The sequence below is a fragment of the Desulfosediminicola flagellatus genome (assembly GCF_005116655.2).
GTDB lineage: Bacteria > Desulfobacterota > Desulfobulbia > Desulfobulbales > Desulfocapsaceae > Desulfopila > Desulfopila flagellata.
Genome location: NZ_CP050698.1, coordinates 5,621,573 through 5,648,048, shown reverse-complemented (window position 1 = coordinate 5,648,048; position 26,476 = coordinate 5,621,573). Strand labels below are relative to the sequence as shown.

At 45.1% G+C, this 26,476-nt stretch carries 23 protein-coding genes, 1 tRNA gene and 4 pseudogenes; 17 read left to right on the top strand and 11 right to left on the bottom strand.

Features of this window, described 5'->3' with window-relative positions:
* Positions 1-9 precede the first annotated feature (9 nt).
* Positions 10-981: an NUDIX domain-containing protein gene (locus FCL46_RS23415; protein WP_136809596.1), complete on the bottom strand. Its 972-nt coding sequence runs from the start codon at positions 979-981 to the stop codon at positions 10-12.
* Positions 982-1,219: 238 nt separating this feature from the next.
* On the opposite strand from FCL46_RS23415, the gene FCL46_RS23410 reads away from it, so the two are divergent.
* From FCL46_RS23410 to FCL46_RS23400, 3 genes are all read left to right on the top strand, one after another.
* On the top strand, positions 1,220-2,170 hold the full coding sequence (locus FCL46_RS23410) for a restriction endonuclease (protein ID WP_136809595.1): 951 nt from the start codon (positions 1,220-1,222) through the stop codon (positions 2,168-2,170).
* Between the two features lie 8 nt (positions 2,171-2,178).
* Positions 2,179-2,583: a hypothetical protein gene (locus FCL46_RS23405; protein WP_136809594.1), complete on the top strand. Its 405-nt coding sequence runs from the start codon at positions 2,179-2,181 to the stop codon at positions 2,581-2,583.
* A gap of 222 nt (positions 2,584-2,805) precedes the next feature.
* Positions 2,806-3,105, top strand: coding sequence for a hypothetical protein (locus FCL46_RS23400; RefSeq protein ID WP_136809593.1), 300 nt, complete (start codon positions 2,806-2,808; stop codon positions 3,103-3,105).
* A 75-nt stretch (positions 3,106-3,180) separates the two neighbouring features.
* On the opposite strand, the gene FCL46_RS23395 is transcribed toward FCL46_RS23400, so the two are convergent.
* Positions 3,181-3,256, bottom strand: a tRNA-Cys gene (locus FCL46_RS23395).
* Between the two features lie 37 nt (positions 3,257-3,293).
* Between FCL46_RS23395 and FCL46_RS23390 the strand changes: the two genes are divergently transcribed.
* Positions 3,294-3,692: a Fic family protein gene (locus tag FCL46_RS23390; protein ID WP_217909504.1), complete on the top strand. Its 399-nt coding sequence runs from the start codon at positions 3,294-3,296 to the stop codon at positions 3,690-3,692.
* Positions 3,693-3,883: 191 nt separating this feature from the next.
* Here the strand turns inward: FCL46_RS23390 and FCL46_RS23385 are convergent, their stop codons facing one another.
* Positions 3,884-4,132 (bottom strand): helix-turn-helix domain-containing protein, encoded by a 249-nt coding sequence (locus FCL46_RS23385; protein ID WP_136809592.1) that lies wholly within the window; start codon positions 4,130-4,132, stop codon positions 3,884-3,886.
* Between the two features lie 329 nt (positions 4,133-4,461).
* Between FCL46_RS23385 and FCL46_RS28965 the strand changes: the two are divergent.
* The 5 genes and pseudogenes from FCL46_RS28965 to FCL46_RS23365 form a co-directional block, all read left to right on the top strand.
* Positions 4,462-4,626: pseudogene (locus FCL46_RS28965) on the top strand (hypothetical protein); the annotation flags it as partial.
* Between the two features lie 158 nt (positions 4,627-4,784).
* The gene (locus tag FCL46_RS23380; RefSeq protein ID WP_136809591.1) at positions 4,785-5,837 is read left to right on the top strand and encodes a helix-turn-helix domain-containing protein; all 1,053 of its coding nucleotides are present in this window, start codon (positions 4,785-4,787) and stop codon (positions 5,835-5,837) included.
* Entirely contained in the window at positions 5,834-6,328 is a 495-nt protein-coding gene (locus FCL46_RS23375; RefSeq protein WP_136809590.1) for a PIN domain-containing protein, read from the top strand. The genes FCL46_RS23380 and FCL46_RS23375 overlap by 4 nt, the downstream gene beginning before the upstream one ends.
* Positions 6,329-6,382: 54 nt before the next feature.
* Positions 6,383-6,622, top strand: a pseudogene (locus tag FCL46_RS23370) (Fic family protein); the annotation flags it as partial.
* Positions 6,623-6,731: 109 nt separating this feature from the next.
* The gene (locus tag FCL46_RS23365; RefSeq protein WP_267313653.1) at positions 6,732-7,646 is read left to right on the top strand and encodes a DUF1848 domain-containing protein; all 915 of its coding nucleotides are present in this window, start codon (positions 6,732-6,734) and stop codon (positions 7,644-7,646) included.
* A 181-nt stretch (positions 7,647-7,827) separates the two neighbouring features.
* On the opposite strand, the gene FCL46_RS28960 is transcribed toward FCL46_RS23365, so the two are convergent.
* Positions 7,828-7,917 (bottom strand): hypothetical protein, encoded by a 90-nt coding sequence (locus FCL46_RS28960; protein WP_420811295.1) that lies wholly within the window; start codon positions 7,915-7,917, stop codon positions 7,828-7,830.
* A 51-nt stretch (positions 7,918-7,968) separates the two neighbouring features.
* Entirely contained in the window at positions 7,969-8,589 is a 621-nt protein-coding gene (locus FCL46_RS23355) for a transposase (protein WP_136809588.1), read from the bottom strand.
* A 9-nt stretch (positions 8,590-8,598) separates the two neighbouring features.
* On the opposite strand from FCL46_RS23355, the pseudogene FCL46_RS29035 reads away from it, so the two are divergent.
* Positions 8,599-9,244 (top strand): annotated as a pseudogene (locus FCL46_RS29035) (transposase); the annotation flags it as partial.
* Positions 9,245-9,887: 643 nt separating this feature from the next.
* Here the strand turns inward: FCL46_RS29035 and FCL46_RS23340 are convergent.
* Both FCL46_RS23340 and FCL46_RS23335 read right to left on the bottom strand, forming a co-directional pair.
* Positions 9,888-11,330: an ELWxxDGT repeat protein gene (locus FCL46_RS23340; RefSeq protein WP_136809585.1), complete on the bottom strand. Its 1,443-nt coding sequence runs from the start codon at positions 11,328-11,330 to the stop codon at positions 9,888-9,890.
* Between the two features lie 218 nt (positions 11,331-11,548).
* Positions 11,549-15,421 (bottom strand): hypothetical protein, encoded by a 3,873-nt coding sequence (locus FCL46_RS23335; protein ID WP_136809583.1) that lies wholly within the window; start codon positions 15,419-15,421, stop codon positions 11,549-11,551.
* A gap of 91 nt (positions 15,422-15,512) precedes the next feature.
* Here FCL46_RS23335 and FCL46_RS29030 point away from each other — a divergent pair, with 91 nt between their 5' ends.
* The 3 genes and pseudogenes from FCL46_RS29030 (at position 15,513) to FCL46_RS23325 (ending at position 16,312) form a co-directional block, all read left to right on the top strand.
* Positions 15,513-15,569, top strand: coding sequence for a hypothetical protein (locus tag FCL46_RS29030; protein ID WP_476700523.1), 57 nt, complete (start codon positions 15,513-15,515; stop codon positions 15,567-15,569).
* A gap of 51 nt (positions 15,570-15,620) precedes the next feature.
* A pseudogene (locus FCL46_RS28955) lies at positions 15,621-15,698 on the top strand (methionine adenosyltransferase domain-containing protein); the annotation flags it as partial.
* 308 nt (positions 15,699-16,006) lie between these two features.
* The gene (locus FCL46_RS23325; protein WP_136809581.1) at positions 16,007-16,312 is read left to right on the top strand and encodes a hypothetical protein; all 306 of its coding nucleotides are present in this window, start codon (positions 16,007-16,009) and stop codon (positions 16,310-16,312) included.
* A gap of 118 nt (positions 16,313-16,430) precedes the next feature.
* Here the strand turns inward: FCL46_RS23325 and FCL46_RS23320 are convergent, their stop codons facing one another.
* Entirely contained in the window at positions 16,431-18,047 is a 1,617-nt protein-coding gene (locus FCL46_RS23320; RefSeq protein ID WP_136809579.1) for an ABC1 kinase family protein, read from the bottom strand.
* A 33-nt stretch (positions 18,048-18,080) separates the two neighbouring features.
* Between FCL46_RS23320 and FCL46_RS23315 the strand changes: the two genes are divergently transcribed.
* Both FCL46_RS23315 and FCL46_RS28070 read left to right on the top strand, forming a co-directional pair.
* Positions 18,081-18,353, top strand: coding sequence for a hypothetical protein (locus FCL46_RS23315; RefSeq protein WP_136809577.1), 273 nt, complete (start codon positions 18,081-18,083; stop codon positions 18,351-18,353).
* Positions 18,354-18,582: 229 nt separating this feature from the next.
* Positions 18,583-19,086, top strand: a complete 504-nt coding sequence (locus FCL46_RS28070) for an EF-hand domain-containing protein (protein WP_136809575.1) — start codon at positions 18,583-18,585, stop codon at positions 19,084-19,086.
* A gap of 239 nt (positions 19,087-19,325) precedes the next feature.
* On the opposite strand, the gene FCL46_RS23300 is transcribed toward FCL46_RS28070, so the two are convergent.
* Positions 19,326-20,951, bottom strand: coding sequence for a hypothetical protein (locus tag FCL46_RS23300; protein WP_136809573.1), 1,626 nt, complete (start codon positions 20,949-20,951; stop codon positions 19,326-19,328).
* A gap of 598 nt (positions 20,952-21,549) precedes the next feature.
* Between FCL46_RS23300 and FCL46_RS23295 the strand changes: the two genes are divergently transcribed.
* Positions 21,550-22,998 (top strand): YecA family protein, encoded by a 1,449-nt coding sequence (locus FCL46_RS23295; RefSeq protein ID WP_176371622.1) that lies wholly within the window; start codon positions 21,550-21,552, stop codon positions 22,996-22,998.
* A 256-nt stretch (positions 22,999-23,254) separates the two neighbouring features.
* Here the strand turns inward: FCL46_RS23295 and FCL46_RS23290 are convergent, their stop codons facing one another.
* Positions 23,255-23,629, bottom strand: a complete 375-nt coding sequence (locus tag FCL46_RS23290; protein WP_136809571.1) for a hypothetical protein — start codon at positions 23,627-23,629, stop codon at positions 23,255-23,257.
* Between the two features lie 275 nt (positions 23,630-23,904).
* Between FCL46_RS23290 and FCL46_RS23285 the strand changes: the two genes are divergently transcribed.
* Positions 23,905-24,882: a virulence RhuM family protein/type II toxin-antitoxin system death-on-curing family toxin gene (locus tag FCL46_RS23285; RefSeq protein WP_136809569.1), complete on the top strand. Its 978-nt coding sequence runs from the start codon at positions 23,905-23,907 to the stop codon at positions 24,880-24,882.
* A 122-nt stretch (positions 24,883-25,004) separates the two neighbouring features.
* Here the strand turns inward: FCL46_RS23285 and FCL46_RS23280 are convergent, their stop codons facing one another.
* Positions 25,005-26,165, bottom strand: coding sequence for a DUF2235 domain-containing protein (locus FCL46_RS23280; RefSeq protein ID WP_136809567.1), 1,161 nt, complete (start codon positions 26,163-26,165; stop codon positions 25,005-25,007).
* Positions 26,166-26,476 lie beyond the last annotated feature (311 nt).

Here is a 26,476-nt window from a genome sequence, read left to right as displayed (position 1 = left end):
CTTTGATGATCAAATTTTACTGAGAAAGATATTAAGCCACCTCTGTTTCCTGCTACGTAGCATAGCGCTGTTGGTTGAAATTGTGAAGTTTTCTATGTTTTCGTTACAATTAAGTATTTCTGTAATTTCTTCACTCGAACAATCATTAAAAAAGCGTCCCCTTCTATCCCACCTTTCCTGCGTCCCATGCTTAACTGAAATATACAAAAGGCCATTCGGGGTGAGGGCAGTAATGAGCTTGTTAATCACCCCACCCATTTTCGATTTAGGTATATGAAGCAGGCTGGCACATGCCCAGATTGCATCGTATCTGTTTACGTCTTCTATATCCTGGGCTTTCTGTACCTGGACGGTTTGGCCAAGGAATGTGCTGGCGATCGCGGCTATTGCCGGAGATGCATCAACTGCAGTCACCGTAAAGCCACGATCTAAAAAAGCCCGGCTATCGCGGCCGGAGCCACAACCCAGATCAAGGATATGGGCGTTAGCTGGTAGCTGGCTGATGAAGGTGTCCCGTATCTCGCTGATATCGAGTTCAAGCGTCTCATTCACATATTCTTCTGCATTGCTCTCGTAATATGAAAGTGTCTGCTCGGTGATCTTTCTATCAAGAAGCTCGTCAATGAGCGGGATGTCTGCTGGGGCCCATGTTAAAGAATTAAGTTCAGTTGGTGGCAGCCAGCGGATTTCGTCATGATCGGTGAGGGTAAATTCGCCGCCGGTATGTGTGGTGAGATAGCCCAGCAAGCGAATGGACTTGCCATGGTAATGGAAGATCGATTCGCCCAGGTATGCAGTGATTACAGAGTCAATACCAAGTTCTTCTTTCAGCTCTCGTTGCAGACACTCTTCGGGCTGTTCGCCATCTTCAAGCTTTCCGCCCGGAAACTCCCAATACCCCGCGAGGTGTAAGCCCTCTTTGCGCTTTGCTGCGAGGATGAGCCCATCTTTTTCTATTATGGCTGCTGTTACGGTGATCAATGGTGTGTTTCCTGATGTTCATAAAATTTTTAAGGAAGCTATACAGACATAGTGGATACCACTTTCAATCTTTATGTGCAAAAGCTACATTAGATTCGTTGAACTTTCATTTCTATGGTAAGCAACGTTTGAAAAGTGACTGTATTGGCAGGTTGTAAAGATAGGTTGGAAAATATCATCTCTGTAGCAGTGGTATTGCCGGGCCGTGTAACTGTGGTAATGGATTGAAATAGTGATAATGGTTTCGAAGGATAAGCTTTCTAAAGCAAGTGTTGTTTTTCTGAGTGGTGTGATTGTTCTTGTCACACTTATGTGTCTTGTGATGTTTCATGACTCCCCGATGTATTTGTCATTACTTGGCATGCTCTTCCTTTTGTCTTTAGTTAAGGTGGCAGTATCGGCCTCTGTGAAATCTCAAAAAGAGACGCTCTCTTCTCTGGTTTTCGATAAACTGTTCAACACATCAAAGCCGACCCCCAAACCTGCAGCAGGTAAAAAGGTTGCAAAGCGAGGCGATTTTAGGTCGGAGCCGGTTGTGGATATGCGGTTTGATGCGATGCCGCCGAGTTTACCTACCCTGTCATTGGATCGTTATCTCGAATTCAGTAATTTCACCTTAAATGATGAAATTATGTCGGCGATCGAGTGGAAACGGTTTGAACTGCTTTGCCACCTGGTTATTAGGGCTTCGGGGCTTAACTCGAGGCTCACCGGGGATGGTGCTGATGAAGGAGTGGATATTCGTATATACGATAAAGAAAATCCATCGAAGGTGCTTTATCTGGTGCAGTGTAAAAAGTGGAGCAAGAGAAGTAAAATTGATAGACCGCTTCTTCAGCAGTTGCGGGGGCAAATGGCTGCCGAGAACGTAGCAAAGGGTGGATATTGTATAACGTCGAGCTTCACATTGCCTGCTGTCGAATTTGCCGCTTCAAATGATATCGAACTCTTTGATCAGCAAAAAATTATCACGACGTTCAACGCGTTTGATAAAGCGGTTAGAGCTAAAATTCTCAAACAATTGCTTGAGGGAGATTACTGGACACCATCATGTGCGACGTGTGGTAAAAAGTTCAGTGCGACAACGACACGGAATGGGAAAAAAGTCTGGGCATGCTTGGGTTCAAACGGACATGGCTGGAACAGTATCTCGTATTATGAAGCAGCACCGATTTCTAAAGTAGGTTGATTTTCAGCATGAGCTTACCATATTTTCTCTACAAATTTGCCAAGGTGTATGTGCCTGGGGCTCTTGCCCTGATGTTTCTTTATGGATTCACCCATTATGCATTTCAACCTGTGAAACCAGCGGTGCGACCCATTATTGCACCAGCGCCTTCTACGCCTCAAGTTACGGTACCTTTACATGTTTCACCATCGCCACCAAAGGTAACAACCCGTTCAGAACCACGTGTCAGAACAAAACCACCTGAGGCCGTGAAACCGCGATATGTCTATCTGGTGGAGCTTGCATCCGGCGGGAGCATGAAAGCAAAAGGTTATGAGGTGAAAGATCGCGTTGTTAAGATCTTTATTGATGACGGTTACGATGTGACGCTGCCTAAATCTGATATAACAGCTATTAAGAAGATCCGGCTGTAAATGATATACCTGAAACGGCTGTTTACTATCATCGAATATTATGATCGTGTCCGCGGGCTGGGTGTTTTTCAGCCATTTTGATGGCAATAATGCGTATTTTTTGGCTTTAATGATGCAAAAAACACAGGTTGTGTAAGAGGTTTGAGGTGACGATAGTTCCAGCAAGCTTATGGTTGTTTGTTGGGTTTTAATACGTAAATAGGTGCTTTGTGGAGTATTAGAGTGAAGATTTTTGAAGTAAAACCAGATGAGAGTGTGTATTGCCCTTTTTGTGAGCATGTAGTGTTTCTTAATGATGGAGAAAGTGAACCTGAAGTGTGCCCCCATACCTTGCTGATAGCGACAGATCTGGGCATAGCATTTTGCTCAGACACCTTGGATGCAGAGTCACTGGAAGATGAGGCTGCTGAGTCTTCATGGGCTGACGTTGTATCTGAGATTGATAAGCCAGAAGCAGTATTGATTGAAATGTACGAAGAGGCGCCAGAATTCTTTGGGGCATTTTATCTTTTTGAAGAGTAGTTTTTTCCTTTTATGCAGAATGTAAAACAATAAAAAAAAGGGATTACAAAGTAACCTTTGTAATCCCTTAGAAATTGGAGGCGGCGAGCGGAGTCGAACCGCTGAATAATGGTTTTGCAGACCACTGCCTTAGCCACTTGGCTACGCCGCCGCAAGATGCGAGGGGCTTTATACCATAGTTATAAATTTTGACAAGAGTTTTGGAGAAGGGCCTTGTAATTCTAAGCCTCGACGGCAATGGCCGTGCTTCGCGTTTACTTTCCACGCTTTACCTTTACAAAGCTGGATACGACTTTAAACGGCTGTTTACAATGAGCGAATATTATGATCGTGACCGGCAAAATTTTTATAGGTCTATCCAGAGTGTACGCGAAAACGTGATGGATATGACAGGCTGGCTCGACTACTTCGTTACCGGCTTGGAAACCCAGATGGTCGAAGTAAAAGCGCGTGGTGAGCAGGTAATTCGCCGGGATGTTTGGGTACAGAAGCATGGCCTGAATGAACGGCAGGGAAAAGCCATAGAGTTTTTGTTAGCCCACGGGAAGTTAACAATCCAGGACTTTGAGGGCTTTGCCCTGATGTGAACAGGCGTAGCCTTCAACGCGATCTTAGAGGGATGTTGGATAAAGAACTGGTTTTAAGTGAAGGTTCAACGCACCAGCAGGAGTACAGACTCCTTTAAATGTTTGCGACATGTTCATGACAAAGTTTGCGACAAAGTTTGCGACAGATTTGTGACAATATTCGCGACACTCGAAGGTCGGTAAAACTCGCATTACCAATCATTCTGGTTTGAAGGTTTAGGAAGGGCTTTAGGCTGTAAAATAATTCCTAGCTCCAAAGCTGAAAACAGGCGGAAAAGGCTGTCAACTCTAACGTTTGGATTTCCATTTTCTATCAGCGAGACTTTTTTCTGATCAAGCCCAATTCTTTGACCAAGTTCTTTCTGACTCAACCCCTTTTCTTTACGGATAGTCCGCAGAGCAGTCCCAATGTCCTTCGGTGAAACATGTAACATTTGCATAGTATCTCCATGTCACATTCGACATAATGGCATGTTATGTCGAAAACGCAATATTGTTGATAAATGTCGAAAGCGACATTGTGCCTGGTTGTGTCGAGTCTGATTTCGTTTGTTCTTTACATCATGAGGCAGAGGCTTTTGGAGACAGAATTTGTTGATTTGTCAATGAAACAGTATGTTAGTAGTGTTCGTGCGTTATGTGATTTGTTTGACTGTTGTTTGATTAACAGTTTTTTTTTATCAATTGAGCAGCAAGAATTGAGAAGGGAAAAGTGACGGGAAAGGTATTTGAGCTGCTGGCTGCAAATCCACACCTGACCATCCCATAAATAGCCGCGATATTATGGGAATATGGAATCACTATTGAGCGGGCACGGGGTTTTCTTGAAGCAGCACGGCTTTTAGAAGATTGGGTACGGGATATGGGGGACAGAGCTTTGATCAAGGAAGCGCACTATACCACCCATATTGAAGGTACTCGACTGACACTGGATTGCGGTCTTTCAGGAAAGATATGGAGCTGCAGTTTTCAGTTAAACTATAGTTTCCATTTAAAAAACGGTATCTTGGGTGGTTTCTGGAAGTTGGAAACTTATCTTGGGTTGACAAATTCGAGAAAAATATGATATTTGTCAACTAGGAGGATGCTACCATGATACATGAATTTGGAAAACGCCTACACTCAGCACGTAAAATGGCTGGCTTGAGCATGGAAGCCCTTGCCACTGCCAGCGGCTCGCTAGTGAGTAAACAGGCAATCAGTAAATACGAAAGAGGGCAGATTAATCCTAGCAGTGAGGTACTTATCGCATTGGCCAAAGCGCTTGATGTGAAGGTGGATTATTTCTTTCGGTCTTCAAAAATAGAGATCTCTGGTTTTGCTTTTCGTAAAAAAGCCAAACTCACCCGCAAGGAAGAAGAGAGAATTAAATACCAGTCCATTGATTTTCTGCAAAAATATCTTGAGATTGAACGCGTATTGAACTTCTCGCATACTGCAGAGTTGCCTATAGAAAGAAAAGTAATCCGCAATTATGACGATATTGAGCAGGCCGCAAAAGAAATACGAGAGAAATGGAATCTGGGCGAGGCACCTATTCCGCAGCTGACCGAACTTCTTGAAGATAAAGGGTTTAAGGTCTTTGAGGTGGAAGCAAGTGATAATTTTGTTGGCCTTTCAGGTTTTGCCCAAGGTATGGAAATACCGGTTATAGCAGTTTTCAAGCATGGTGACTGTGTACGAAAAAGATTCACCATTGCCCATGAGCTTGCTCATTTGCTACTCGATTTTTCTGATTGTGGAGATAACAATCATGAAAAACTCTGTCATGCATTTGCCGGAGCCTTGTTGCTGCCGGAAAATGTAATCAAGGAAGAGCTTGGTTTAAACAGGAAGAAAATTACCCAGTGGGAGTTAAAAAAACTTAAAGGGGTGTTCGGAATCTCCATGCAGGCAATCATGGCCCGGGCCCATAACCTTGGAATCATCTCTCAACAGACCTACAAATCGTTCAGTATTTATATGAGCAAAGCGGGCTGGCGCAAGGAAGAGCCTGGAAAATACTCAGGGGTGGAGAAAGCAAATCGCTTCAAACAGCTGGTGCTACATGCTTCTGCTGAAGAGATCATCAGTTATAGTAAGGGGGCAGAGCTATTGAACATGTCTTTGGCTGAGTTTGGTCAGGAGGTTCAGATTGTTTCATGATTTTTCTGGTCAACGACGCAAATATCCTGATTGATCTTTTGAAAATCGACTTACTCGAACAGTTTTTCGAGCTTGATTTCGATTTTCAGGTGACAGATATGGTGGTGGCTGAGATTGAGGAAGACAATGCAGGCAAGTTACAAACATGCATTGATAACGAGTTACTGACAAAGCAATCGTTCTCGTTTGAAGATCTCATGAAAATCCAATCTATTGAGGTGGAAAACCCCGCTCTCTCCATCGCCGACTGCTCCTGCCTCTACCTTGCCCAAAACCTCAATGCAACATTACTCACTGGAGATGCAGCACTCCGACGAATTGCACTACAGCAAAACATAGAAGTGCATGGTATCCTTTGGGTTTTAGATGAAATGCTTGCCATCCATCTTTTAACTCAAGTGCAAGCACACGATAAGCTCCAGCAACTCATGAAAATCAACCCCAGGCTGCCAAAAGGCGAATGCAAGAAGCGCCTGAATACGTGGAAATAATTTCCACACTTTACCTTTACAAAGCTGGATATAATTCACCAGGCTGTTGACTCGGTCCCCCCCCAAGTGACCCCCCAAGTTGAACGGTTACTTTCTACGTTGCATGGTGAGATGACCAGAGATCAGATACAGAGTTGCATCGGCTTGGTTGATCGTAAATCATTTCGTGAACGTTATCTTAAACCCGCGCTGACTGCAGGCCTTGTTGAGATGACTTTGCCGGATAAGCCAAGAAGCAGTTTGCAGAAGTATCGTTTAACAGAGCAAGGGAAGCATTTGGTGGGGTTGCTGTAAGTCGTATCTTTGCTTTGCCTGGATAGCAAGGGTGAGCGAGGAAAGGTGACAGATGATTGTAAGTGCCAGTCGTAGAACAGATATACCTGCCTTTTATTCTGAATGGTTTATGAACAGAGTCAAAGCGGGCTATTGTGCAGTTCCTAACCCGTTTAATATTAAACAGGTTGGGTATGTGTCACTGCGTCCTGATGAGGTCGAGGCGATTGTGTTCTGGACCCGTAACCCGGCACCACTCATGGCACGCCTGGCAGAGCTGAACGCAAGAGGTTTTGACTACTACTTTCTATTTACTCTGGTTAACAACCCGAGGGAGATTGACCCGTACTCACCATCGCTTGAAAAAGCGGTCGCAGTATTTCATGAGCTCGCCGATCGGATTGGTCCCGAGCGGGTGATCTGGCGCTATGATCCGATATTCCTGAGCAGTATTACTCCCATTTCCTACCATATCGACAACTACTGCACTATTGCAGAAAAGCTTGCGGGCTCTACTCGACGCTCGTTTATCAGCTTTGTTGATGATTACCGCAAGGCCTCAGGTCGCATGGAAACACTCAGACGAAGCGGGGTAGAGATACAGCCTTCACGGGTTGCCGGGCTGGCGGAGGTTGAGCCGCTGGTTGCTGAGCTGGTACGTATTGCCGGATTGTATGACATTGAGTTGCTTAGCTGTGCTGAAAAGCTCGACCTTTCCCCCCTGGGGGTTGCGCCTGGTAAATGTATCGATGATGCTCTGATACAACGGCTGTTCAAGGTCAACGTGGCGGGCAGAAAAGACCCTTCCCAGCGAAAGGAATGCGGTTGTGTAATGAGCCGTGAGATCGGCATGTATGATTCCTGCCTTTTTGGCTGCTGTTATTGTTATGCGACCAGAAACTTCGAGCTCGCCCGACGGAATCACCGGGCCCATGATCCAACGTCGCCTTCACTTCTTGGCAGATTTGATGCCGTAGCTCCGGTAGGAGGTGAGGTGAAAAAGAAAAACTGCACTTCAACAGCCAGGCAATTGAAACTTTTCTAGCAGTCTGTCGGATAATGACACCATGCTAAGGGCTAAAACCAGCCGATGCAGTTAAAAAAACAAGTATGATACCTATTCTCAAATGCACTACGTATTGTGAGAACTTTTACTCAAAAACAGTTCATATTTACTGGTTCTTTATAATATTTTAACCATTAAGGGCAAACATCCGCTTTATATTTCACGCTGTGGACACAAGTGTCCATTCACCGGAGACAGCTTCCTTGCCACGCAAGAAAAACTGCCGGAAGCCCAAGACATGTTTGACGATGCCGAATACTGGTTCTACCGTACTCTTACGTTGCGCATAAACTTTGCGACCCTAAACGCTCTTAAGTTTGCTCCTCATCTTGTCTATCGGCTTTGCATCTTCAGGTAAAGGTTCTGGGTCGGTAAACCGTGTGGCAAGTGGAAGATTATGCTTTTCACGATTTGGGGAAATATAGGGTTCGATCCCGGACCGTTTGCAGGAGGCAACGTTATTGTCACTGTAGTAACCTGCATCTGCCAGTAGAGTATCAACTTTTCCTAATTGCTCAGGCAAGCCGTTCAGAGATTCAAGGACCGGGGTGATTTCTCGTTTGTCGTTTGATGCCTGGGTGATATGATTATCGACAATAAGCATCGTCTCAACGTCAACAGCAGCCTGGGCATTATAAGCTTGCTCAAACCCCTTACCCGAGGAGGACATGATACGAGATTCTTCTTCAGTCAAGTTGACCTGATCTTTTTTACGGGGTCCCGGCGCAGGTGGCTCAGGGTTACGACCTCGTGGCTTTTTGCCGGAAACTTCAGCTTTTGCACGACGTTTGGCAACTTTTTTTTCGTATTCCTTTTGTCCCTCAGCGTATCTTTGTGCTGCCCGTTCTTCGATTTTTGCCTTTGCCTGAGCTATGGCATCCAATCGGTCTTGACGACGCGAGAGTTCTGCCGGGATATCCATTTCGTCAGGTATTTTTATCCCAAAGAGATACGACCAATATGTGATTTCTTAAGAAAATGTGGACATCTGGTTAAACTCCGGACGTCGCTAATAAATAGCCTGCAAGGAATTATCACCAGGAATTGCGGTCACAATCTCAGTGGTCGAAAAATGAAACAGAAGACTGAGAATTACGTGGCACCCCTGCTTGCAGAAAATGAAGATTTAGCTCTTAGCGGTGAAGTATCGAAAGAGAGCATTGATTTCCTCAGCCACCAGATTGTTAAGATTGAAAAAATCTGCGAAAAAAGGATGATGATTAATCCACAATACTTAGGGCTACTCACCATTCCTGGAGTTGGCAAAAATTCTAGCCTTAACCATAATGCTGGAAACAGGTCCAATTGAGCGATTTAAGAAAGTAGGTAATTACTCCTCATATTGTAGGAAAGTACCAACCACTTGGCTCAGCAACAACAAACGTAAAGGGAAAGGCAACAGCAAGAACGGTAACAAATATCTCTCCTGGGCTTTTGCCGAAGCTGCTGAATTTGCAAGGAGGTACGATGATAACGCAAAGGCATTTTTCAACAGAAAAGCAGCCAAAATAAAAACAACGGTTGCCTATGCTGCACTATCGCACAAACTGGCACGGGCCGCCTTTTATGTTATGTAGGACAACGTTGAGTTTGATAGCAATAAACTCTTTACCTGAAATTCAGCCGGAACGGAGAACTCGGAAAGGGGTTGGTAAAACCACTGGATTTGATTGGTAACCGTTCCGTCTGATAGAATACCACTTTCTTTACTGCCTATACTGTGAACCACCAAAGGGCTGGTTAAGAACCATGAGACTTGTACAAACATTTGGACATAGTATGGCACCAATAATTTTCTGGGTTCGCTGAAGCGGACAGGGGCATGGACCCGAGATTGGAATTGTTCCACTACGAGATTTTTTGAGGATCTCTTCGTTCCACAATCCTAATCTCTCCCTTAGCCTTGATCCTGATGGGTGACTGGTGCGGTGAAGATGTTACCGACACGTAAAGTTGAAATAATGGGTGAAATAATGGGTGCAATAAAGAACGGGTATTCTGTAAGGCTGGAGTTCCATGGCAACTATGTACCTCACGAAGGAAAAATACTGTTTTTTCCTTAATGGGGAATATTATTCCTTGACCGGGGCCTTTTATTTGGGTGACCTCTCTGTCATGTATAAAGAGAACTAAACAGGATGACGTTGCTGTTCAAGTCGGTAGGTAATTACCCAAATCAGTTTAATAAAATATGGATACCAAGGTGGTGCAGCTTACACATCAAAGGATAATGGATATTATTTTGTTATCTTTTGTTCGTATAATATAAAAATTTGATTCCGACTTCGATGGAGAGAGTACCCAGAGTTCCTTTCCATGATCACCATCATCGGCAGTAAAAAACACCTTACCATTCACATTCGTGAAATTTCGTATTTTGGAGTCTGAACGCCCTGGGTTGATATCTGCGATGAGATGCGCGGCAGATTCTGATCCTGAATATCCCCATAGCTCTTCGCCGTGCACGTCATCGTCTGCGGTGAAAAACAATTTATCTTTAACAGGTTGGAGATTGATCATCCCGGATATGCTGATATCGGAGCCTATACCCGTGACTCCTGCGGTTCCTTCAGGTGTACCATCTGATCTCCATAGCTCTGGCCCTTTAGAAGTACCGTAGTTAAGAAAGTATAGATCATTGGCAAGAGCTGCCAGGAATAAACTTGCTGATGAGTGGACAAGGTATGTCCCTTGTTCTGTGCCATCTGATTTCCATAACATATATCTTGCTGACTGGTTGTCTGCCGAAAAAAATATATTTCCTTCAATACTGGTTAACGCAGTAGGGCAGGAATCTTCACTACCTGGATAGATATCCTTTACAAGCCGTGTTCCTTCCTGAGTACCATCTGATGTCCATAATTCATTACCCGTTATCCTGTCATCAGCGACGAAATAGAGTGTCCCGGCCACATTGGTAAACTCGGAAGGGCCGCAGCGACTGGAATAAAAATCAATATCTGAAACTAATACGGTGCCATCCTCTGTACCATCTGATTTCCATAGTTTATTGCCACTATGACCATCAGCAACCAAAAAAAACAATGTGTCGCCTACTGCAGTAAGATTATATATGTACCCGGATTGGAAATTTTTCACGATCTGGGTACCACCTTCAGTTCCATCAGTAATCCATAGCTTGGTAGTGGACGGAAATGACGGATTTCCATTATCAGCTGAAAAAAAGACTGTATCATTTACAACGGTAAATTGATTTGGATGTGAACTAAAGGAGCCGGGATAAATGTCCTTGATCATGAACGTTCCATCAGGTGTCCCATTTGAACGCCATAGCTCAAAACCTGATTCATCGTCATATCCACGAAAATACAGGATCTTTCCGGATGCGGAAAGGTGTTGACTCTGAAATGCCCAACCACTGTCTGTAAGATTATTCTTTAGTGCCTTGGTTCCATTATTAGTTCCGTCCGAAACCCATAATTCGTATTGGCGCGTATCTCTATTGTTGATTGAAAAGAAAACGTTATTTGCTGCCGCTGTCAAATGATCTGGATCAGAACCATCCAGACCTGGAACAATATCTTTTACCAGACTTGCCTGATTTGCAGAGGAGCTGTAGACACTGAACCCAAAGATCAAAAATAGAACAAAGAACAAAGTCAAAATTGCCTTTGCTGTCGAACTGAATGCTGTGCAGGTCATCTGATTTCCCTATATTTATTATGAAGTCGAACAGTTAACACGGGACACCAACAAAAGGCAAGGGTGTTTTTCACAGGGTTCGATCTCTTAAATAACCCTTGAAACTCAGCTTATGCCATTAGGGAGAGACCACGTTTTTTTACACTAATATCTCATCAGTTTCTTTCGTGGTCGGCTAGCTGACCGTCCTGGTCGCAGCAAAGGGGTCAGTTATAAACTCACCTGACTACTGCCAGTTCGTTCAGGATAAACAGGACCTCTGCAAGATCTATCTGGCCGTCATTATTTACATCTCCATGTTTACTGATACGGACATCCGGTTGGGTGGTGAGCATTTTGAGGCTGAAGATCAGATCTTTCAGGTCTGTCTGGCCATCGAGGTTGATGTCGCCGGGAATGGAGCGGATTTTGGTGAGTTGAAAGTTGACACCTGTAAGAAATTCCTCGCTGTTGAGGGTTAGTGAGGCCGCGTCATTACAGAACGGACTGCTTTGCTGGCTGGACCACCACTCGAAATCATAATCCCTGCTGAGGGCATCAGCCCGTAAAAATAACGTTTCAGAGGGTAAGCCGGTGAGGTAGAACGTCCCATCATTTCTAGACGTATAGTAATTTGTTATACGTTGATATGATCCGCAGGGATTTCCCATATACGCTGTTACATTGACGGTCTCAGTAAAAGGAGTGTATCCGTCATCCTTAAAGACGGTTCCTGTGATTATCGCACCTTTATCCAGAATGAAATCATATCCTGATATATCTTGCCTGGTTGAAAGGGCAATTGGTGAGGCATTATGGCAGTCGGGATCGCTTCCATTTTCCCCCCACCAGTCAGGTGTGTAGCTAGAATAGTGATCGGATATTCTGGCGTAGTAGGTGCCGGGCCCGACACCCTGAATTGTGTATTCTCCATTTGAATGATTTATTGTGGCATAGGTATATAAAAGGGTATTGCCACACGGGTTACCGGTATAGAGATCGATGACAATATGGTCATCCGTCACAGGAGTCTTGCCATCGTTTTTGAAAATGGTACCGGAGATTGATCCACCACTATCAAGCTGAAAATTGGCTTCAGTGATGTAGTCACCAGGGTTCAGGTTGAGCGGGGTTGCACCTGAGCAGGTAGGCATGCTTGAATTTTCACTCCACCACTCCTGGGTGTAATCCACTTCACGGGATGCTGTGTGTAAATAGTAATTGCCAGCCGGCAGGTTGCTGAAGGAATATTGGCCATTCGAGTATGATATCTGTTTTTGCTCAATATACGTAAGATCGTCACAAGATGTCCCGGAATAGAGTTTAACGGATATTAAACTGCTCAGAATCGGGGTCTTCCCGTCTGCTTCATAGGCTGTGCCGGTTATTGCAGCGCCTTGGTCGAGTTGGAAATCTGCGCCTGTAAATCCTATATAGGGTTTAATTTCTATCGGCGATGCATTTTTGCAATCAGCGCTGCTTTCATTTTTTGCCCACCATTCACTAGCGTGATCGCCACTGGAGTAGCTTTTTAAGTAATAGGTTCCAGGGAGTAGCCCGTATGTTGAGAAGGTGCCGGTTAAAGGATCCACATAAGCACTATGTACAGACTCTACATGCGTGCAAGGATCTTCATCGAATACAGCAATCATTGTTTGTGTTGTCGTAATCGGGGTTATCCCATCCGCAGTATATACAGTTCCCAATATGGTTGGGGCTGGATCAAGCTGAAAATCGATATGTGTGATTTCCGTTCCTTCACGGAGATCTATCGATGCCGCGCTATCGCATTCAAACTCGCTTGTTTGTCTTCCCCACCATTCATCCAGGTAGAGGGGGCTGGATATTGCTTTGGCAAAGTATCGACCTGAAGGGAGTCCCTGCAGTAAAAACGTCCCGTCATAACTGACATAAGCGTTTGCGAGGCGATTGTGTCTGCCACATGGATCACCCGTGTAAATGTCGATGGAGATGTCCTGATTTGTTACTGGTGTCACGCCGTCTTTATCGAACACTGTGCCTTTCAGAACTCCACCACTGTTTAATTGAAAATCTACATCCGTGATACCGTTTCCAATCGAAAGTGTGAGCGGCTTTGCATCATTGCAATCCTGACTGCTGGCTTTGTCCCCCCACCATTCGGGGAGATAATTCAGACCATAAGCAGACGCCCTCGCATAATACGTTCCGGGTCGGAGACCTTGGGTTGTGTAAGTGCCGTCGGTTTGGTCTGAGTCAACATTTGTGTAACGATGTGGGTTCACACATGGATCACCAGTGTATAGCACGATATCTATTCGTCCCTCCGTAACCGCGGTTATTCCATCTGCTCTAAAAATTCTGCCCGAGATGGTCGGAGCGATATCAACCTGGAAATCAACATCGGAAAAATTATCTCCGTAATCGAGCACGATTGGGTGTGCATTGTTACAGTCATAATCACCTACCGGCTCCCCCCACCACTCAGACACGTAAAGGCCGCTCGTGTGGGATTGGGCTCCTGCGAAATAGGTACCAGGGTGCAGTTGATTCACGGTATACGTTCCGTCTTCTTCCAGGACCCCATAGTTTTCGGCAATCACTTCGTTATCACCGCAGGGGTCACCTGAGAAAATGTACACGCTGAAACTGTTTTTGCTAATGGCTGTGATTCCATCAGCGTTAGTTATTTTCCCCGAAATAGACGCAGTTTTTTCAAGCTGGAAATCTGCATGGGTAAAATCCTGCTCAGCGGTTATCGTTATTGGTGTCGCATCGGTGCATTCCCGACTGCTTTCGGCGTCACTCCAATATTCCTTGAGATAGCTGCTTCGAGAATTACCTGAGACTAAAGCAAAATAGGTGCCAGGATAGATACCGTCTGTGCGATAGGTGCCGTCTGTGCTATTCACTGCAGTGGAGGTTATGTACTCACCTCCGCCGCATGGGCTTTCCGAATAGATTGTGACCGATAGATCTGCTCCTGAAACAGGAGTGCTACCGTCAGATTCAAATATCGTTCCTGAGATATAGGGGGCAATTTCGAGTTGGAAGTTGATGTTATTCAACTCTTCACCGGACGTCAGTACAATGGGCTTTGCTTCGCTGCACTCCTGGCTACTGGATACTCCATCCCACCAGCCTACTATATATTTTTCACTTGATGTGGTTTTGACAAAATAGGTGCCCGGCGGCAAATGGGAGAAATTGTATGATCCGTCGGACGTATTGTTTCCGGAGTTTTTTAGATGCATTGGCTCATCACATGGATCGCCTGAATAGATATATAGCGGGATATGGGAATCAGTGACAGGGGTGCCCCCATCACGTTGAAAAAGTGTGCCGGATAGTGTTGCCAGCCTGTCCAGTTGAAAATCAACGCCGGTGATGTTTTCACCGCCAGAGAGAGAGAGGGAGGTTGCATCGCTGCAGTCAGGTCCGCTGGAAGTGCTCCCCCAGTATTCTGCCAGGTATGTCGAGTCATATAAAGAGGTACGTAGATAGTAGGTGCCTGGTTGGAAAAACTTTATCTGGTAGGTACCTGTGTTGCTATCGTATTTTACTGCTGTTGAATGATTATTCCAACTGGAGTCACAGGGGTCACCGTTGAGCACATAGAGATCAATCAGGGAGCCTGTAATGGGGGTTGTTCCCTCTGTCTCAAAAAAGGTTCCGGAAATAGTTGGTTTGGCAACAAGCCGGAAATCGGCACCGGTAAAATTTTCTCCGGTATCAAGAATAATCGGGGCCGCGCTTGTGCATGCAGTATCGCCCGGCGAGGCCCCCCACCACTGACTCATATAATCTGAAACTGATCGGGAATCGATGGTTTTGATGTAATACGTTCCTGAAGACGGGACCGAGACGGTGAAGGTTCCGTCTGATCGAGATACGTCAGTTTTGCTTGTATTACTCAGGAAACCGCAAGGGTCGCTGGTAGAGATAACTACTGAAATATTCTGGTTTACAAGTGGGGTTAAACCGTTTTTATCATAAATCGTACCAGAAACAGTTTCGGCCTGTGCAGGTAGTACACAAACAAGGCAGATCTGTAACAGCAGGAGGAGCGCTGAGGTAATGGGAAGAATGCGTTTTCTCCGGTTGAGCGGCCTGACCTGTATGTTCATCGTCATATTTTTATGTTGAGTAAATTGAGAAGAAAGAGCGGATAGTTCCAATTAATCGATATGTTAGAGTATGTAAAGAGTTTCAGGCCTTGTTGAGATGACCCTGCCGGATAAGCAAAGAATCAGTTTGCAGAAATATCGTTTGCGAGCATGATTTCTTATAGTTGTTTTGATGAAACCGTCCTTTCCTACCGCATCATAGGTAACAATGCGCTTTGTTGAAGGTGGTCCACATGGAGCTACTGGTTTAACGGGAAGAAAGAGCATCCTTGACACATATGGCATAACCACTTGTGATTTAAAGCGAATACGTTAAGATGGTTTGGGCGTATGCTTGATTTGTGGGGTATGTAGTTGATTATATACTGTAATGTCGGAAAGATGTGCGGTAATGAATGTACATATATTAATACTGGAAAGCATTAAATGAAAAACACAACGGTTGTAGGATTGCTGTCGATAGGAATTTTATTCTCCAGTCCAGCATTTGCAGAAGACTCACATCTTTAAAGAGAGCAGCTGAAAGAATGTATCCAGTATTATGACAAGATTGACGAGAAAGAAGGTAATATCGAACGGTTGGGAGATGTAATGGATGAGGCCGACAGTAAGATTGATTCGTATGATTATCAGCTTGATAGAATAGAACAACAGTTGTCCCATACCATTGGCTATAAAAGGAATGCACTTATTCAGGAATACAATTCACTGAACAGTTCGAGAAAAAAATTTGTTTACGCGTATAACTTAGCGAATGATAAGCGCAATAAGAGAATTCGACAGTACAAAAGTTACGCAGCTAAATATGACGATCAATGTGTGGATGTGACAGTATCACGAGTGGATCTGGAAGAGGTATGCAGTGGAAGGGGAGGGTTTTGTAGCTCGTTCGATTAGGGGGAAGTGCATGTGGTCATGAGTATACCTTACAAGCCCATCCTCATTTAATAGCCTCCATCGGTGGCGTTGTGTGAAGTATTCTGTATCTTCCATGATGAGATCTACTTCAATCATCTCATCTACCACCCCGCCTGCTTCCCCAGACAAACACTACCAGTGCCATGACCATAAAAAGCAGTGTTACCTCAATCTTTTGATATTGCCCGCCCAGAAGTACGCCGGAAATCATCAGCCCCACAGACATTATGGTCCATGAGAGCCGGTTGATAGAGCGGGTCTGCCGAATAAGGATGTTACGGCTATCCCGGCTGAGTGATGTTGTGATATTCAAATTGCCTCGTTCAGCCTGCTGGAAGACAGCATCGAGACGCTTTGGCAGTGTGTAGAGTGTTTGCGCGAGTGTAAGGAACTCTTTTATATATTTTTGCCAGTTGAGGGTCAGTTCCTCCGTTGCAAGTCGTTCGGCGAAGGGGATCACTTCTTTCCAGGGATCAAACTTTTCATCAAGCTCGGTAGCGATGCCCGAGAGTATGGCAACGGCCCGGACTGCAAAGAGCATATCCACCTGAAACTGAAACGGTGCATCATAAATAATATCGCGGTATTCGTTCATCATGGAACTGGCTTCAGAGAAAACCAGGTCTTTCATCTGGCTGGCGTCCGCGCCCCAGAACGTATCGAGGATTACCTGGTGTGCTTCTTCCAGCCGCTTAAGATCAGCGCCGGGCAGCAGGGTTCCAGCCTGGACGTAAGACTGGACGATGCGGTGTGCATCGCGGCTGCCGATACCTATGGCATATTCGCGCAATGCCAGTCGCAGCCTTTCAGGGATGTGCGTCACCATGCCGAAATCGACGAAGACAATCTGGTAGGAACGATTTGGAGAATAGCTCACACTATCGTCCGGGCCAAAGGAAGGTATGCCTTTTTCACGCTCTTCTTCTGTTGGTACCGGCCGCACAAAGATGTTGCCCGGATGCGGGTCGGCATGGATAAAATGGGTCTCGAAGATCTGGCGCAGATAGAAGTTATATATTTTTTTGGCAACACTCTTCGGGTTGATACCAGCCTCTGTCATGGCTGCTTTATCGGCGATCCTGATGTATCCCACGTTTTCGAGTGTTAAGGTGCGGGCTGCGCAATATTCCCAGTAAACTTTTGGGATATAGACCTGCGGGTCACTTTTGAAGTCATGGCTGAACTGTTCAGCGTTTTTACCTTCTGCAGTAAAATCGAGTTCGCTGCGGGTGACAGTGGTGAACTCTTCAATCAACCAGTCGAGATTTACTCTTGAAGCGATCTTCTTATAACGTTTCAGCCAGCCGAGAGCGATGGCAATAGCGGCGAGGTCTGTTTCGACCAGCACGTCGATACCCGGCCGCAGAACTTTAATGACCACCTTTTCATGTGTTACTGCAAGACGCGCCTTATGCACCTGACCAAGTGATGCGGCGCCAAGCGGCTCGGGGTCAATATAAGCAAACAGGTCAGTCACCGGTTTGCCAAAATCTTCTTCTATTTGCGGGATAATGGTATCGATCGGGGCTGCAGGCAGCTCATCGCGCAGGCCGGTGAGTTCATTGGTGACTTCCGGCGGGAGTATATCGACACGCACACTGAGAAACTGACCGAGTTTGATCAGTACACCGCCCATTTCTATGGCAAGATGCCGATAATCGCGGCTGATCTTCTGCCAGCGTCCGGCGGCTTTAGGCCGGAACCAGCGGAGCACCGGCCGGTTACAGAAAATATCCCAGAAGATAACATGCACAAATGTGCGAATGAAAAAGTTACGGACTGTTGTGAAACGCTTCCGGTCGATGGCAGGATGGTTATTCACAGTGAATTGACCTGGATTGTTGTACGCCAATACCTATTGGCAGGGAAATACTGGTTGTCAGCGCAACCACGTTTATTCAGTATAGTTATCTATTACCAGTTTAGTAAGGGCGCATGGCATGTTGCGACTGCTGCGTTTTTTGTTTGCGGGCTATTTATGGGGCCGAAGAGATTTCAGGTTATGAAATCCAGTTGGTAATTGTTCAGGTTGAAATCCCTTTCTGTAACCTCCTTTTTTCATCCCTAATTACTGCACATTTCATTGTTTTACTAAAAGCCTAACCGGTTGTTGTGCCGGAAAGATCAGGCCGCAGCAGGCCATGTCAATGTCAGTACATACTTTGCAGAGGTAAGGCCTCACGTATGGGGTGATATTCCCGATCCAACGAACGTTAGGGCTGACCTCTGCTAAAACTACAGGAGGTTAAATGAAAAAGAAAAAATATACGCGTGTCGGGTTAGCATCCATCCTGGCAATTCTGTTGACTGCTTTCACATCAAATGCAGCTTTGGAATCGAGTGGAAATTTTTTTGATGATTTTGATGCAGATGGTGATGGCTCAGTATCTGAAGCAGAATTTACAGGTCCTGATGACCGCTTCAGCAGTCTCGACGCGAATGGTGATGGTTTGATTAGTGAAGATGAGGGGCCTGCCGGGCCACCTGAAGCACATCATGGCGTAGCTTTGGAATCGAGTGGGAACTTTTTCGATGATTTTGATGCAGATGGTGATGGCTCAGTATCTGAAGCAGAATTTACAGGTCCTGATGACCGCTTCAGCAATCTCGACGCGAATGGTGATGGTTCGATCAGTGAAGATGAGGGACCTTCCGATGCTCAAGGGGACAGTGGTAATGGCGGCGGACGTGGAGGCGGCGGTGGAGGCCGTGGCGGTGGCGGAGGCCGTGGTGGCGGAGGTCCACGGGGTTAACAACAGTGCCATCCTGGATTTGTCATGTAGTTAATAGCCGTTTTCTAAAAAATATAGGATAAGGCATTACTCTGCTGTGGCCCTGTTAATCGGGGTCAGGCTAGCCTGACCCCCTGGAATAAGATGCTGGTTTGTCGTGTGCGGTTCTACTGGTTCTGGTGTGTGTAGAGTCGGGTCAGGCTTGCGTTTTTGTATTTTCTGGTAAAAATAACCCTAATCCGACCACCAATGGCGCTCGACTACATCCCAAAAAGCGGGACATCAGTCAGACTGAACTCCATTTCATATATCTTGAAATCTTCGACTATTTCCAAGCGTATTTTGCCCTGAAGCGGGAGTAGGTTTTCACTATTCATTGGCGAGAATTTGATATGTGTGGTGGCTGATGACGAGTTATAACGCCTCATCGTGCCGACATTTTTACCCTGAGTATCGTAGAGTTCAATCGATTTGATACTATCTCCAACTATGTCGACTGAAACTTCCAGGTAATCAGTACTGGCTGTAACTACTTTCGCACCAAATTTATTGCCGATAACACCTTCTTTAAATTCACTAATGCCCAGATCAACGAACGTATACCCTTCGCTGCTGGCCATATAGCTCAAAGTGCCTGAGATTTTCTGAAGAGATGTAAGATTGTTGGCTGGCTTGAGAATTTTTAGATCGAGTTGGACGGTGCGGCCATCTTTCCCAAGGGTTGGAAAGTGTATTTTTTGATCCCAATCACTTTCGGGAAGGAGGTTGGCGCCGGTGTCGGTGAGAGCGGTTTCCAGCCTGGCAGACTTCAGGCTTATGGCTTTTTCAGGCAAAGTGCCCATGACTGCAAGGGTGTATCCTTCTCTATTGCCAAAAGGCTGTATGCCATTTTGGGAATCAGCAAAAGCAACATAACTAAAACCGACCACGGAAAATTTCCCCACAGTTTCTGGATCAATTTTTATAGGGGCTGGTGCTTTCAAGGGTTCCAGCTTGCTCAGCAAGGCATCGTAATGCACTTTTGCCTGGGCGGTCTCTGCCGCATAATCAAATAGCGGAGCATCTGTTGTATTAATAACCACCTTGATCGGGGCTTTCTCTCCGAAAAGATGACCGTTGACAATATGGGGCGCTGGTAAAGGGTCTTCATCGATTTTTTTACCGTTCTTAATCTGTTGACGGAGCCACTCTTCATCATCCAAGTGGTTTGTGATTAACTCGATTAATTTAGTCCCTTCGAAATTATTGCGCACAGACCCGTCTGTATTTCGTTGAAAGTTAGAGCTGGTGGTTATTGTGCCGGGCAAATAGAAGGTACGGTCAAGTCTGATGTCGGCGAGCAGGCCTGTCAGCATAGCTTTTGCTTCAAGGATTTTTTTTTGGGCTTCTGCTAATTGTTCTTCGACTTCAGCATCTGTTAATACGGACTTTACAGTCTCTGATTCCTGCTCCGGGGTTTTCGTATTTTTGCTGGAAGGCTCGCTGCTCTTGAGCTCTATGCTGAATTGCTTATCATCCCGGAACATAATGACTTTATCAAACAGCGAAATAGTGATGCCCGAATTGAAAAATTTTAGTTGTGACAGATCCTTAAAATAGGCCGTTCCTTTAAAGTAGATAGTCTCTTCATCCATATATTTGTAGCTGATATCGTCCCAGGCCTCGATGCCTTTAGCATTCTTTAATTCTGATAATACAGCCTCTTTCAGTTGAATTTCAGGATTGACATCATCATCTGTAATCGGGCTATTAAGCGGAATTTTGGCCTCGTGAACAACCTTGCCGGAGCCATCAGGATTTAGTGTGTAAACCTGTTTCGTATCGAGACAACCACTCAGAAATAGCGTTAAAAATAGACAACAAAGGCTTAAGAAATTTATTCGCACGAAGATTCTCCTATAAAGGGTCTGATACATTTTAGCCGATTGCTCATTTGGGGGGATAGATTGGTTGCCTGAAGTCGACGGTCGTCAGGAGGGGAAGCTGCCGACAATATCCATATTTCAGAACATCAATATTGTAGAAGCTACAATGGTATCAAAATATGTAGTTTGAATATATATGTTCCATCTTACTAGAGTCTTACAGGATGTAGGTGGCATTGCTCCGGCTCTACTCCTCGATAGAATTCACTCTTTACTGAGATTCGGGTAAGAAGTCTGTTTGTTGAGGATCCTGAGGCACATTACGAAACGCTGTGACAGAGCGTTGAATATAAGAAATCGGCTTGTTTTATAGAATGTATATTGCGGAGAATGTCACATTTTCTGGATGGAATTTGGATGATTAATATGCCATTAAGTCAGAAGCAGATGGTTAAAACGGGACCTTGATTTTAAGTAGCTGTGAATAGGCGATTTAGGGATTACCCGGAGAAATGAATAATTTGACATATTCTGTCATATCGTTTTGGTATTATAAAAGCGTAACGCATGAAATAATCTCTATGAAAATCACTCATCAAATTTAGAGGGAAAAGAGATCATGACCAGTCTCGGAAGAAATCAGCCTTGTCATTGTGGAAGCGGGAAGAAGTATAAAAAATGTTGTTTGCACCAGGATGAAGAAACACGGCTGGACACGCAGGAGCAGCAAGAGTATGAGCAGGCCTTAGCAAACGGGGAATTCGACCCTCTTGCCAGTGATGAAGACTGGGAGGAAGGGCCAGATCCGGATTGGGTGTTAGATGATTATGATGACGACCTCGACGATGATTTTGATGAAGATTCAGAATTCGACGACTGGTATCCTGATGATGACGATGATACCGACTCATTTAGTTCCCCGCTGGATAGTCTTGAAAAGAGCAACCTTCCTGATGAGGCAATTGGCTTAATTGAGGCGTGGTGGGATCTTTTAGAGGATTTTTCTACAGCGCAGGAAATATCTGACCATATTAGCAGATTTCTGGATGAGCATCCTGCTCTGGTTGCTGATCTGGGCCTTGAGGACGGACCGATGCAACGGTTGGAACTGCTCTGTTGTGAGATTGGCAATTATCAACTCTATGTAGATATCATTTCCCGGCTGCGGGATGAGTTTCCGGAGGGATATACGGCAGGTTTCCCCATTTATGACCATTTCATGATCCACCGGCTTATCGCTGAAGGTAAAAAGGATCAGGTCGTTGAATATCTTGATAACTTCAAAAAATATCCGGAAGAGGGACCGGAGGAATTGCTTGAGGTTGTCGACTGTTTGATGGCGAATAACTGTCTTGAAATTCTCTCAGCTTTTTTGCCGGAATTGTTAGAAAAGATAACGGAATCACCATTCCTTATGGATGGTAGAGAGATTCTTCATCCTATAATCGCTCTTACCATGGCTCCTTTTCTGGATAAGGGATTGGATGCTTTTGTTGTAGAGGGGCTCATCGAAGCTCTTACGTCTCAGACAGATTTGATCTCTTCAGACGTTCTTGCTGCTGATATGCTGCAAAAGCAGGTTGAACTCATCTTCGGAAGAAAAGAGAGTTGGAGGCTTGAGGAGTGCACCAATCGTATACAGGCAATTGAGCTGTATGATGATATTACCCGCAGCTTTATGGGTTGGATTCACAGAGAGAAGTCTCTAGATTGGTGTGCTGCAGAATTCTTTCGCCTGAATCTTCGTGATTATTTGTATTCAGCTTTGCCGGAGAGAAAGAAACCGCGTATGCTCTTCCCTTTTGGGAGTCCGGAAATCCTGATGATGTTCACACGCCGTTTTGAGCAGTATGATTTCGATAATAATACTGATTTCTTCGCCTCGCTCAATAGTGTTTATTGGTTTACTGAGTTTTTGGAAGATCATGGATATCTTGATCAGGAGCAGGCTGTCTTGTCGAGAGAGGCGTGCAGGAAAATTTTTGACACGATGTTTCCAGAGCTTGTAAAACGGGATTTCGCCGTGGAAATCTGGCAGAAATTCCCATGGGAAATCTTACGGCAATAGGGGTAACTCGCAAAATATACAACAATTTTTTTGGAACCGGTTATCGCATACTCTTTCATTTTTCTATACAGGTTCTGGTGACTCATTTTCAATTTTTTCACGACTCGATAACGCCTGCGCGGCGCTCCACGCGGTGAGTCTAGCTGCCTGGCATTGGGGAAAACGGGTCTTGTCTGTATCAAAGCACTGAAGCTGTCGTTTGAAGTGGAACACATCATAGAACGTGATGACCTTAAGACTGCATTGAAATTGATGATCAGTCAGAAACGTTGGAGCGGGATGCTCTGGTTTTTGCCTCTTCAAGTAGCATTACTGCGCATTCTCTGCACAGATCGTTTGTGATCCAGTCAGCTGTATATTGACCGCATCTTTTGCATAGTATTGTTTCGGGTAGCTCAAAAATGTCTTCTCGCGCAATCGTACTCGTGTGTGTGTGGTAAAGTTCTTCCAGTTCTTTTTCTTCGATATTTCCCAGATCTTCCTGCGGTTCGAACCTTGGAGCGATGATTAGTGGTTTTAAATAACTGGTTGGTGCTTGTGGTGAGCCTGACTGGGTATTGCAGGATGTTTGTGGGTCGTCGGTATTGTAAAAGTATAGGTGTGTTTTTGTGGCAAGTTGTTGCTTTTGCATTGTTTATTTGACAAAATAGTTTTACTTCCAGTTTGATTTGTGTATATTGTGTGTAACTCCCTGTGTTTTCGAAATTTTATTTGGTCTCTCTCCCCCCACCATGAGAAGTGAAATGCAATTGTTTTCATTTTAGTTCTGCAATATATCAGCCATGAGTTTTTCAAGGTGAACTTGAATGTATGCTATGTGAATTCAGTGCTGTATGGATGTTTTGTTGGGGCTGTTGGAACGTTGCTTTCTTGATTAAGAATCCGTAATTTTATAGGTACTATTGAATGAATAATGAGCTTGGAGAAATTGTAATATTTCAGGCAGAGGATGGAAGTACTGCCCTTGATGTTCAGTTACAGAATGAGACTGTCTGGTTGAGTCAGGCGCAGATGGTAGACCTGTTTGCCAAGAGTAAACAGAACATCAGTCTTCATGTCCGAAATATTTTCAAAGAAGGTGAATTAATGGAGGAAGCAGTTGTCAAGGAATCCTTGACAACTGCCGCTGATGGGAAAAAATATAGAGTAAAACGCTATAATCTAGACGTCATTATCTCAGTAGGCTATCGGATAAAATCTATTCGTGGCACCCAGTTTCGCATATGGGCGACATCAGTTTTAAAAGATCATCTGATTAAAGGTTACAGTCTTAATGAGCGTCGTCTGGCAGAGAAAGGCCTACTCGAAATGGAGCAGGCTGTCAGCCTTCTTTCAAGTACCTTGCGCAGAAATGAACTGGTAACAGAGCAAGGCAGCGCGGTATTGGAGATTGTAACCAGTTACGCGAAAACCTGGTCCTTGCTTCTTCAGTACGATGAAGACCGACTTCTGCTGCCGAAGGGTAAGTCTAAGAAAAAGCACGGAATTGATTATCAGGAAGTTAAGGGTGCAATTGCCAGCCTCAAGTCGAAACTGTTTGCATGCAATGAGGCAACAGAACTTTTCGGGCAGGAGCGGGAACACCATCTTGAGGGAATATTAGGAAATATAATGCAAACCTTCGGTGGCGAGGAACTCTACCCGACTACTGAACAGAAAGCTGCTCACCTCCTCTACTTCATTATTAAAGATCACCCTTTTGTAGATGGTAATAAACGAATCGGATCGTTTGTATTTCTTCTTTTTCTGCAGGACAACGACATGCTTGATCAGTCGGGAATAAACCAGAACGGGTTGGTTGCACTCACTCTGCTTGTGGCCGAAAGTGATGCGGGCCAGAAAGAGTTGATGATCAGGCTGATCTTAAATCTGCTGACTAATTGATGGTGCATATTGTTTTTTTGCTAACGCGGATTTCTCCTCAATACAGTTTTTCGCAGGTCGATGCCCAAGGCGTGTCGCTGTAATAAACTATCGCAAGTGGCTTGTAACGCTTCAGATGTGGATTAATTCTTTTCCATCATAACATTCGGTGGCGAGTAGGGTTGTATGCCGCTGTATTGTGTTCGCCTATAGACTGAGCTGTCAATTTCGGCATCGATACTGATTTTGCGGGGTTCACCCTGTGGCAGGTAAAAGCCGAAAAACGATCTTCTGTCGGGCCATTCTTTACATTTACTGCATTTAGGTATCCATTCGAGTAGTCGCCAGGCCCAGTTCATCGAGTTGTGCAGATCCGCGTTGGGGTTAGGGGCGGTGTATCTGCGTGGACTGTTTGGAGGGTTGTTGCCATCCACAAGGCGTGAGACCATAGTTTTTCTGAAGATGAGTCCATGGTCGCGGGCTTCGTCTAGCATCCATTTCAGCGGGATCTTGGCTGCGCTGCTTTCAGACTCGGGGTAACCGCCGCCGATATCCGCATGTACTCCAGAAAACCATACCTGTCTACAGTCCTGATTCGCTGCGACGTCATCTTTTACAAAAGGGTTGGACTTGAATTTCTGGTTGTTGTCCCAGTCCATGAGACGAAACATCCGGCGTTTTTCGTCGATGGCCATGGCGTGGCGAAACACCTGGACGCATGGGTTTGAGCGGGTGTATGGAAGATGCTGAAGAGATGGAGCAATATACCAGCGATCAGGGCGCGGAACGATCACTGAGCCGACGGTGTCCCAGCAACCCATGAAGCGGATTGTTACGTTCTTTGCCTGAAGTACGTCCTGAAAGCGCCAGGCGATGGCGAAGTTATCTTTTGCGCTTGCCTGTTTATACGCTGTAAGTGCATAGCCGCAAAGATTTTCATTATTGGGTGCGAGCAGGCCAATCATGTTGATAAGTCCCGCAAGTACCCGAACTGTGTAGGCCCCACGACTGAATCCGAACAGATAGATGTCGTCGCCTTCCTGATAATTACGGATAAGGAACGTATAGGCTTCAAGTACGTTCTGGTCCAGTCCGTAGCCTGTAACAAGGCCAAAGATGCCGCGTGCCTTGTTCTTTGCCTTGTCCCAGGCGCTACTGTCACCAATGGTTCCGACACCCGGATCATAGAAGGCGAGCTGTGAACTGTTTTTTTCTAGAAGCCGGTAGAGCTTCAGAACGTTTGACTGATTCTCTTTTATCTCGTTTCCGGTTCCGTCGCAGCACACTATAAGCTTTCTTGCCATGTGATCTCTCTCCGCAATATCGTTAATGTCTCTTGTTGGTGGTGTATCTATCCGATTTATTATGAAAAATAGCAACATGTTTTTTGAATAAAGCATTGGAGGCGGTTGGGAGAGAAGATAGCGAGAAGATGGGGATTGAGAGAAATTTTTTTAGAACATATGTCTTTTATGGAATACGGTGCCGAAGCTACTGAAAGGATGAGGTCTATCATGTCTGTACGATGACTAAGATGGTGGCAGGGGGGTGTTAGGTATGGTGTCAGTGCATTTAAATTCCAATTTATTTATGGTACACCTAGGTCGTAATGGCT

Coding starts and splice junctions, on each gene's coding strand:
- FCL46_RS23410 (WP_136809595.1), top strand. CDS start 1,220: ATGGTTTCGAAGGATAAGCTTTCTAAAGCAAGTGTTGTTTTTCTGAGT.
- FCL46_RS23405 (WP_136809594.1), top strand. CDS start 2,179: ATGAGCTTACCATATTTTCTCTACAAATTTGCCAAGGTGTATGTGCCT.
- FCL46_RS23385 (WP_136809592.1), bottom strand. CDS start 4,132: ATGCAAATGTTACATGTTTCACCGAAGGACATTGGGACTGCTCTGCGG.
- FCL46_RS23380 (WP_136809591.1), top strand. CDS start 4,785: ATGATACATGAATTTGGAAAACGCCTACACTCAGCACGTAAAATGGCT.
- FCL46_RS23375 (WP_136809590.1), top strand. CDS start 5,834: ATGATTTTTCTGGTCAACGACGCAAATATCCTGATTGATCTTTTGAAA.
- FCL46_RS23365 (WP_267313653.1), top strand. CDS start 6,732: ATGAACAGAGTCAAAGCGGGCTATTGTGCAGTTCCTAACCCGTTTAAT.
- FCL46_RS23355 (WP_136809588.1), bottom strand. CDS start 8,589: ATGGATATCCCGGCAGAACTCTCGCGTCGTCAAGACCGATTGGATGCC.
- FCL46_RS23340 (WP_136809585.1), bottom strand. CDS start 11,330: ATGACCTGCACAGCATTCAGTTCGACAGCAAAGGCAATTTTGACTTTG.
- FCL46_RS23335 (WP_136809583.1), bottom strand. CDS start 15,421: ATGACGATGAACATACAGGTCAGGCCGCTCAACCGGAGAAAACGCATT.
- FCL46_RS23325 (WP_136809581.1), top strand. CDS start 16,007: ATGGATGAGGCCGACAGTAAGATTGATTCGTATGATTATCAGCTTGAT.
- FCL46_RS23315 (WP_136809577.1), top strand. CDS start 18,081: ATGCACAAATGTGCGAATGAAAAAGTTACGGACTGTTGTGAAACGCTT.
- FCL46_RS28070 (WP_136809575.1), top strand. CDS start 18,583: ATGAAAAAGAAAAAATATACGCGTGTCGGGTTAGCATCCATCCTGGCA.
- FCL46_RS23295 (WP_176371622.1), top strand. CDS start 21,550: ATGACCAGTCTCGGAAGAAATCAGCCTTGTCATTGTGGAAGCGGGAAG.
- FCL46_RS23290 (WP_136809571.1), bottom strand. CDS start 23,629: ATGCAAAAGCAACAACTTGCCACAAAAACACACCTATACTTTTACAAT.
- FCL46_RS23285 (WP_136809569.1), top strand. CDS start 23,905: ATGAATAATGAGCTTGGAGAAATTGTAATATTTCAGGCAGAGGATGGA.
- FCL46_RS23280 (WP_136809567.1), bottom strand. CDS start 26,165: ATGGCAAGAAAGCTTATAGTGTGCTGCGACGGAACCGGAAACGAGATA.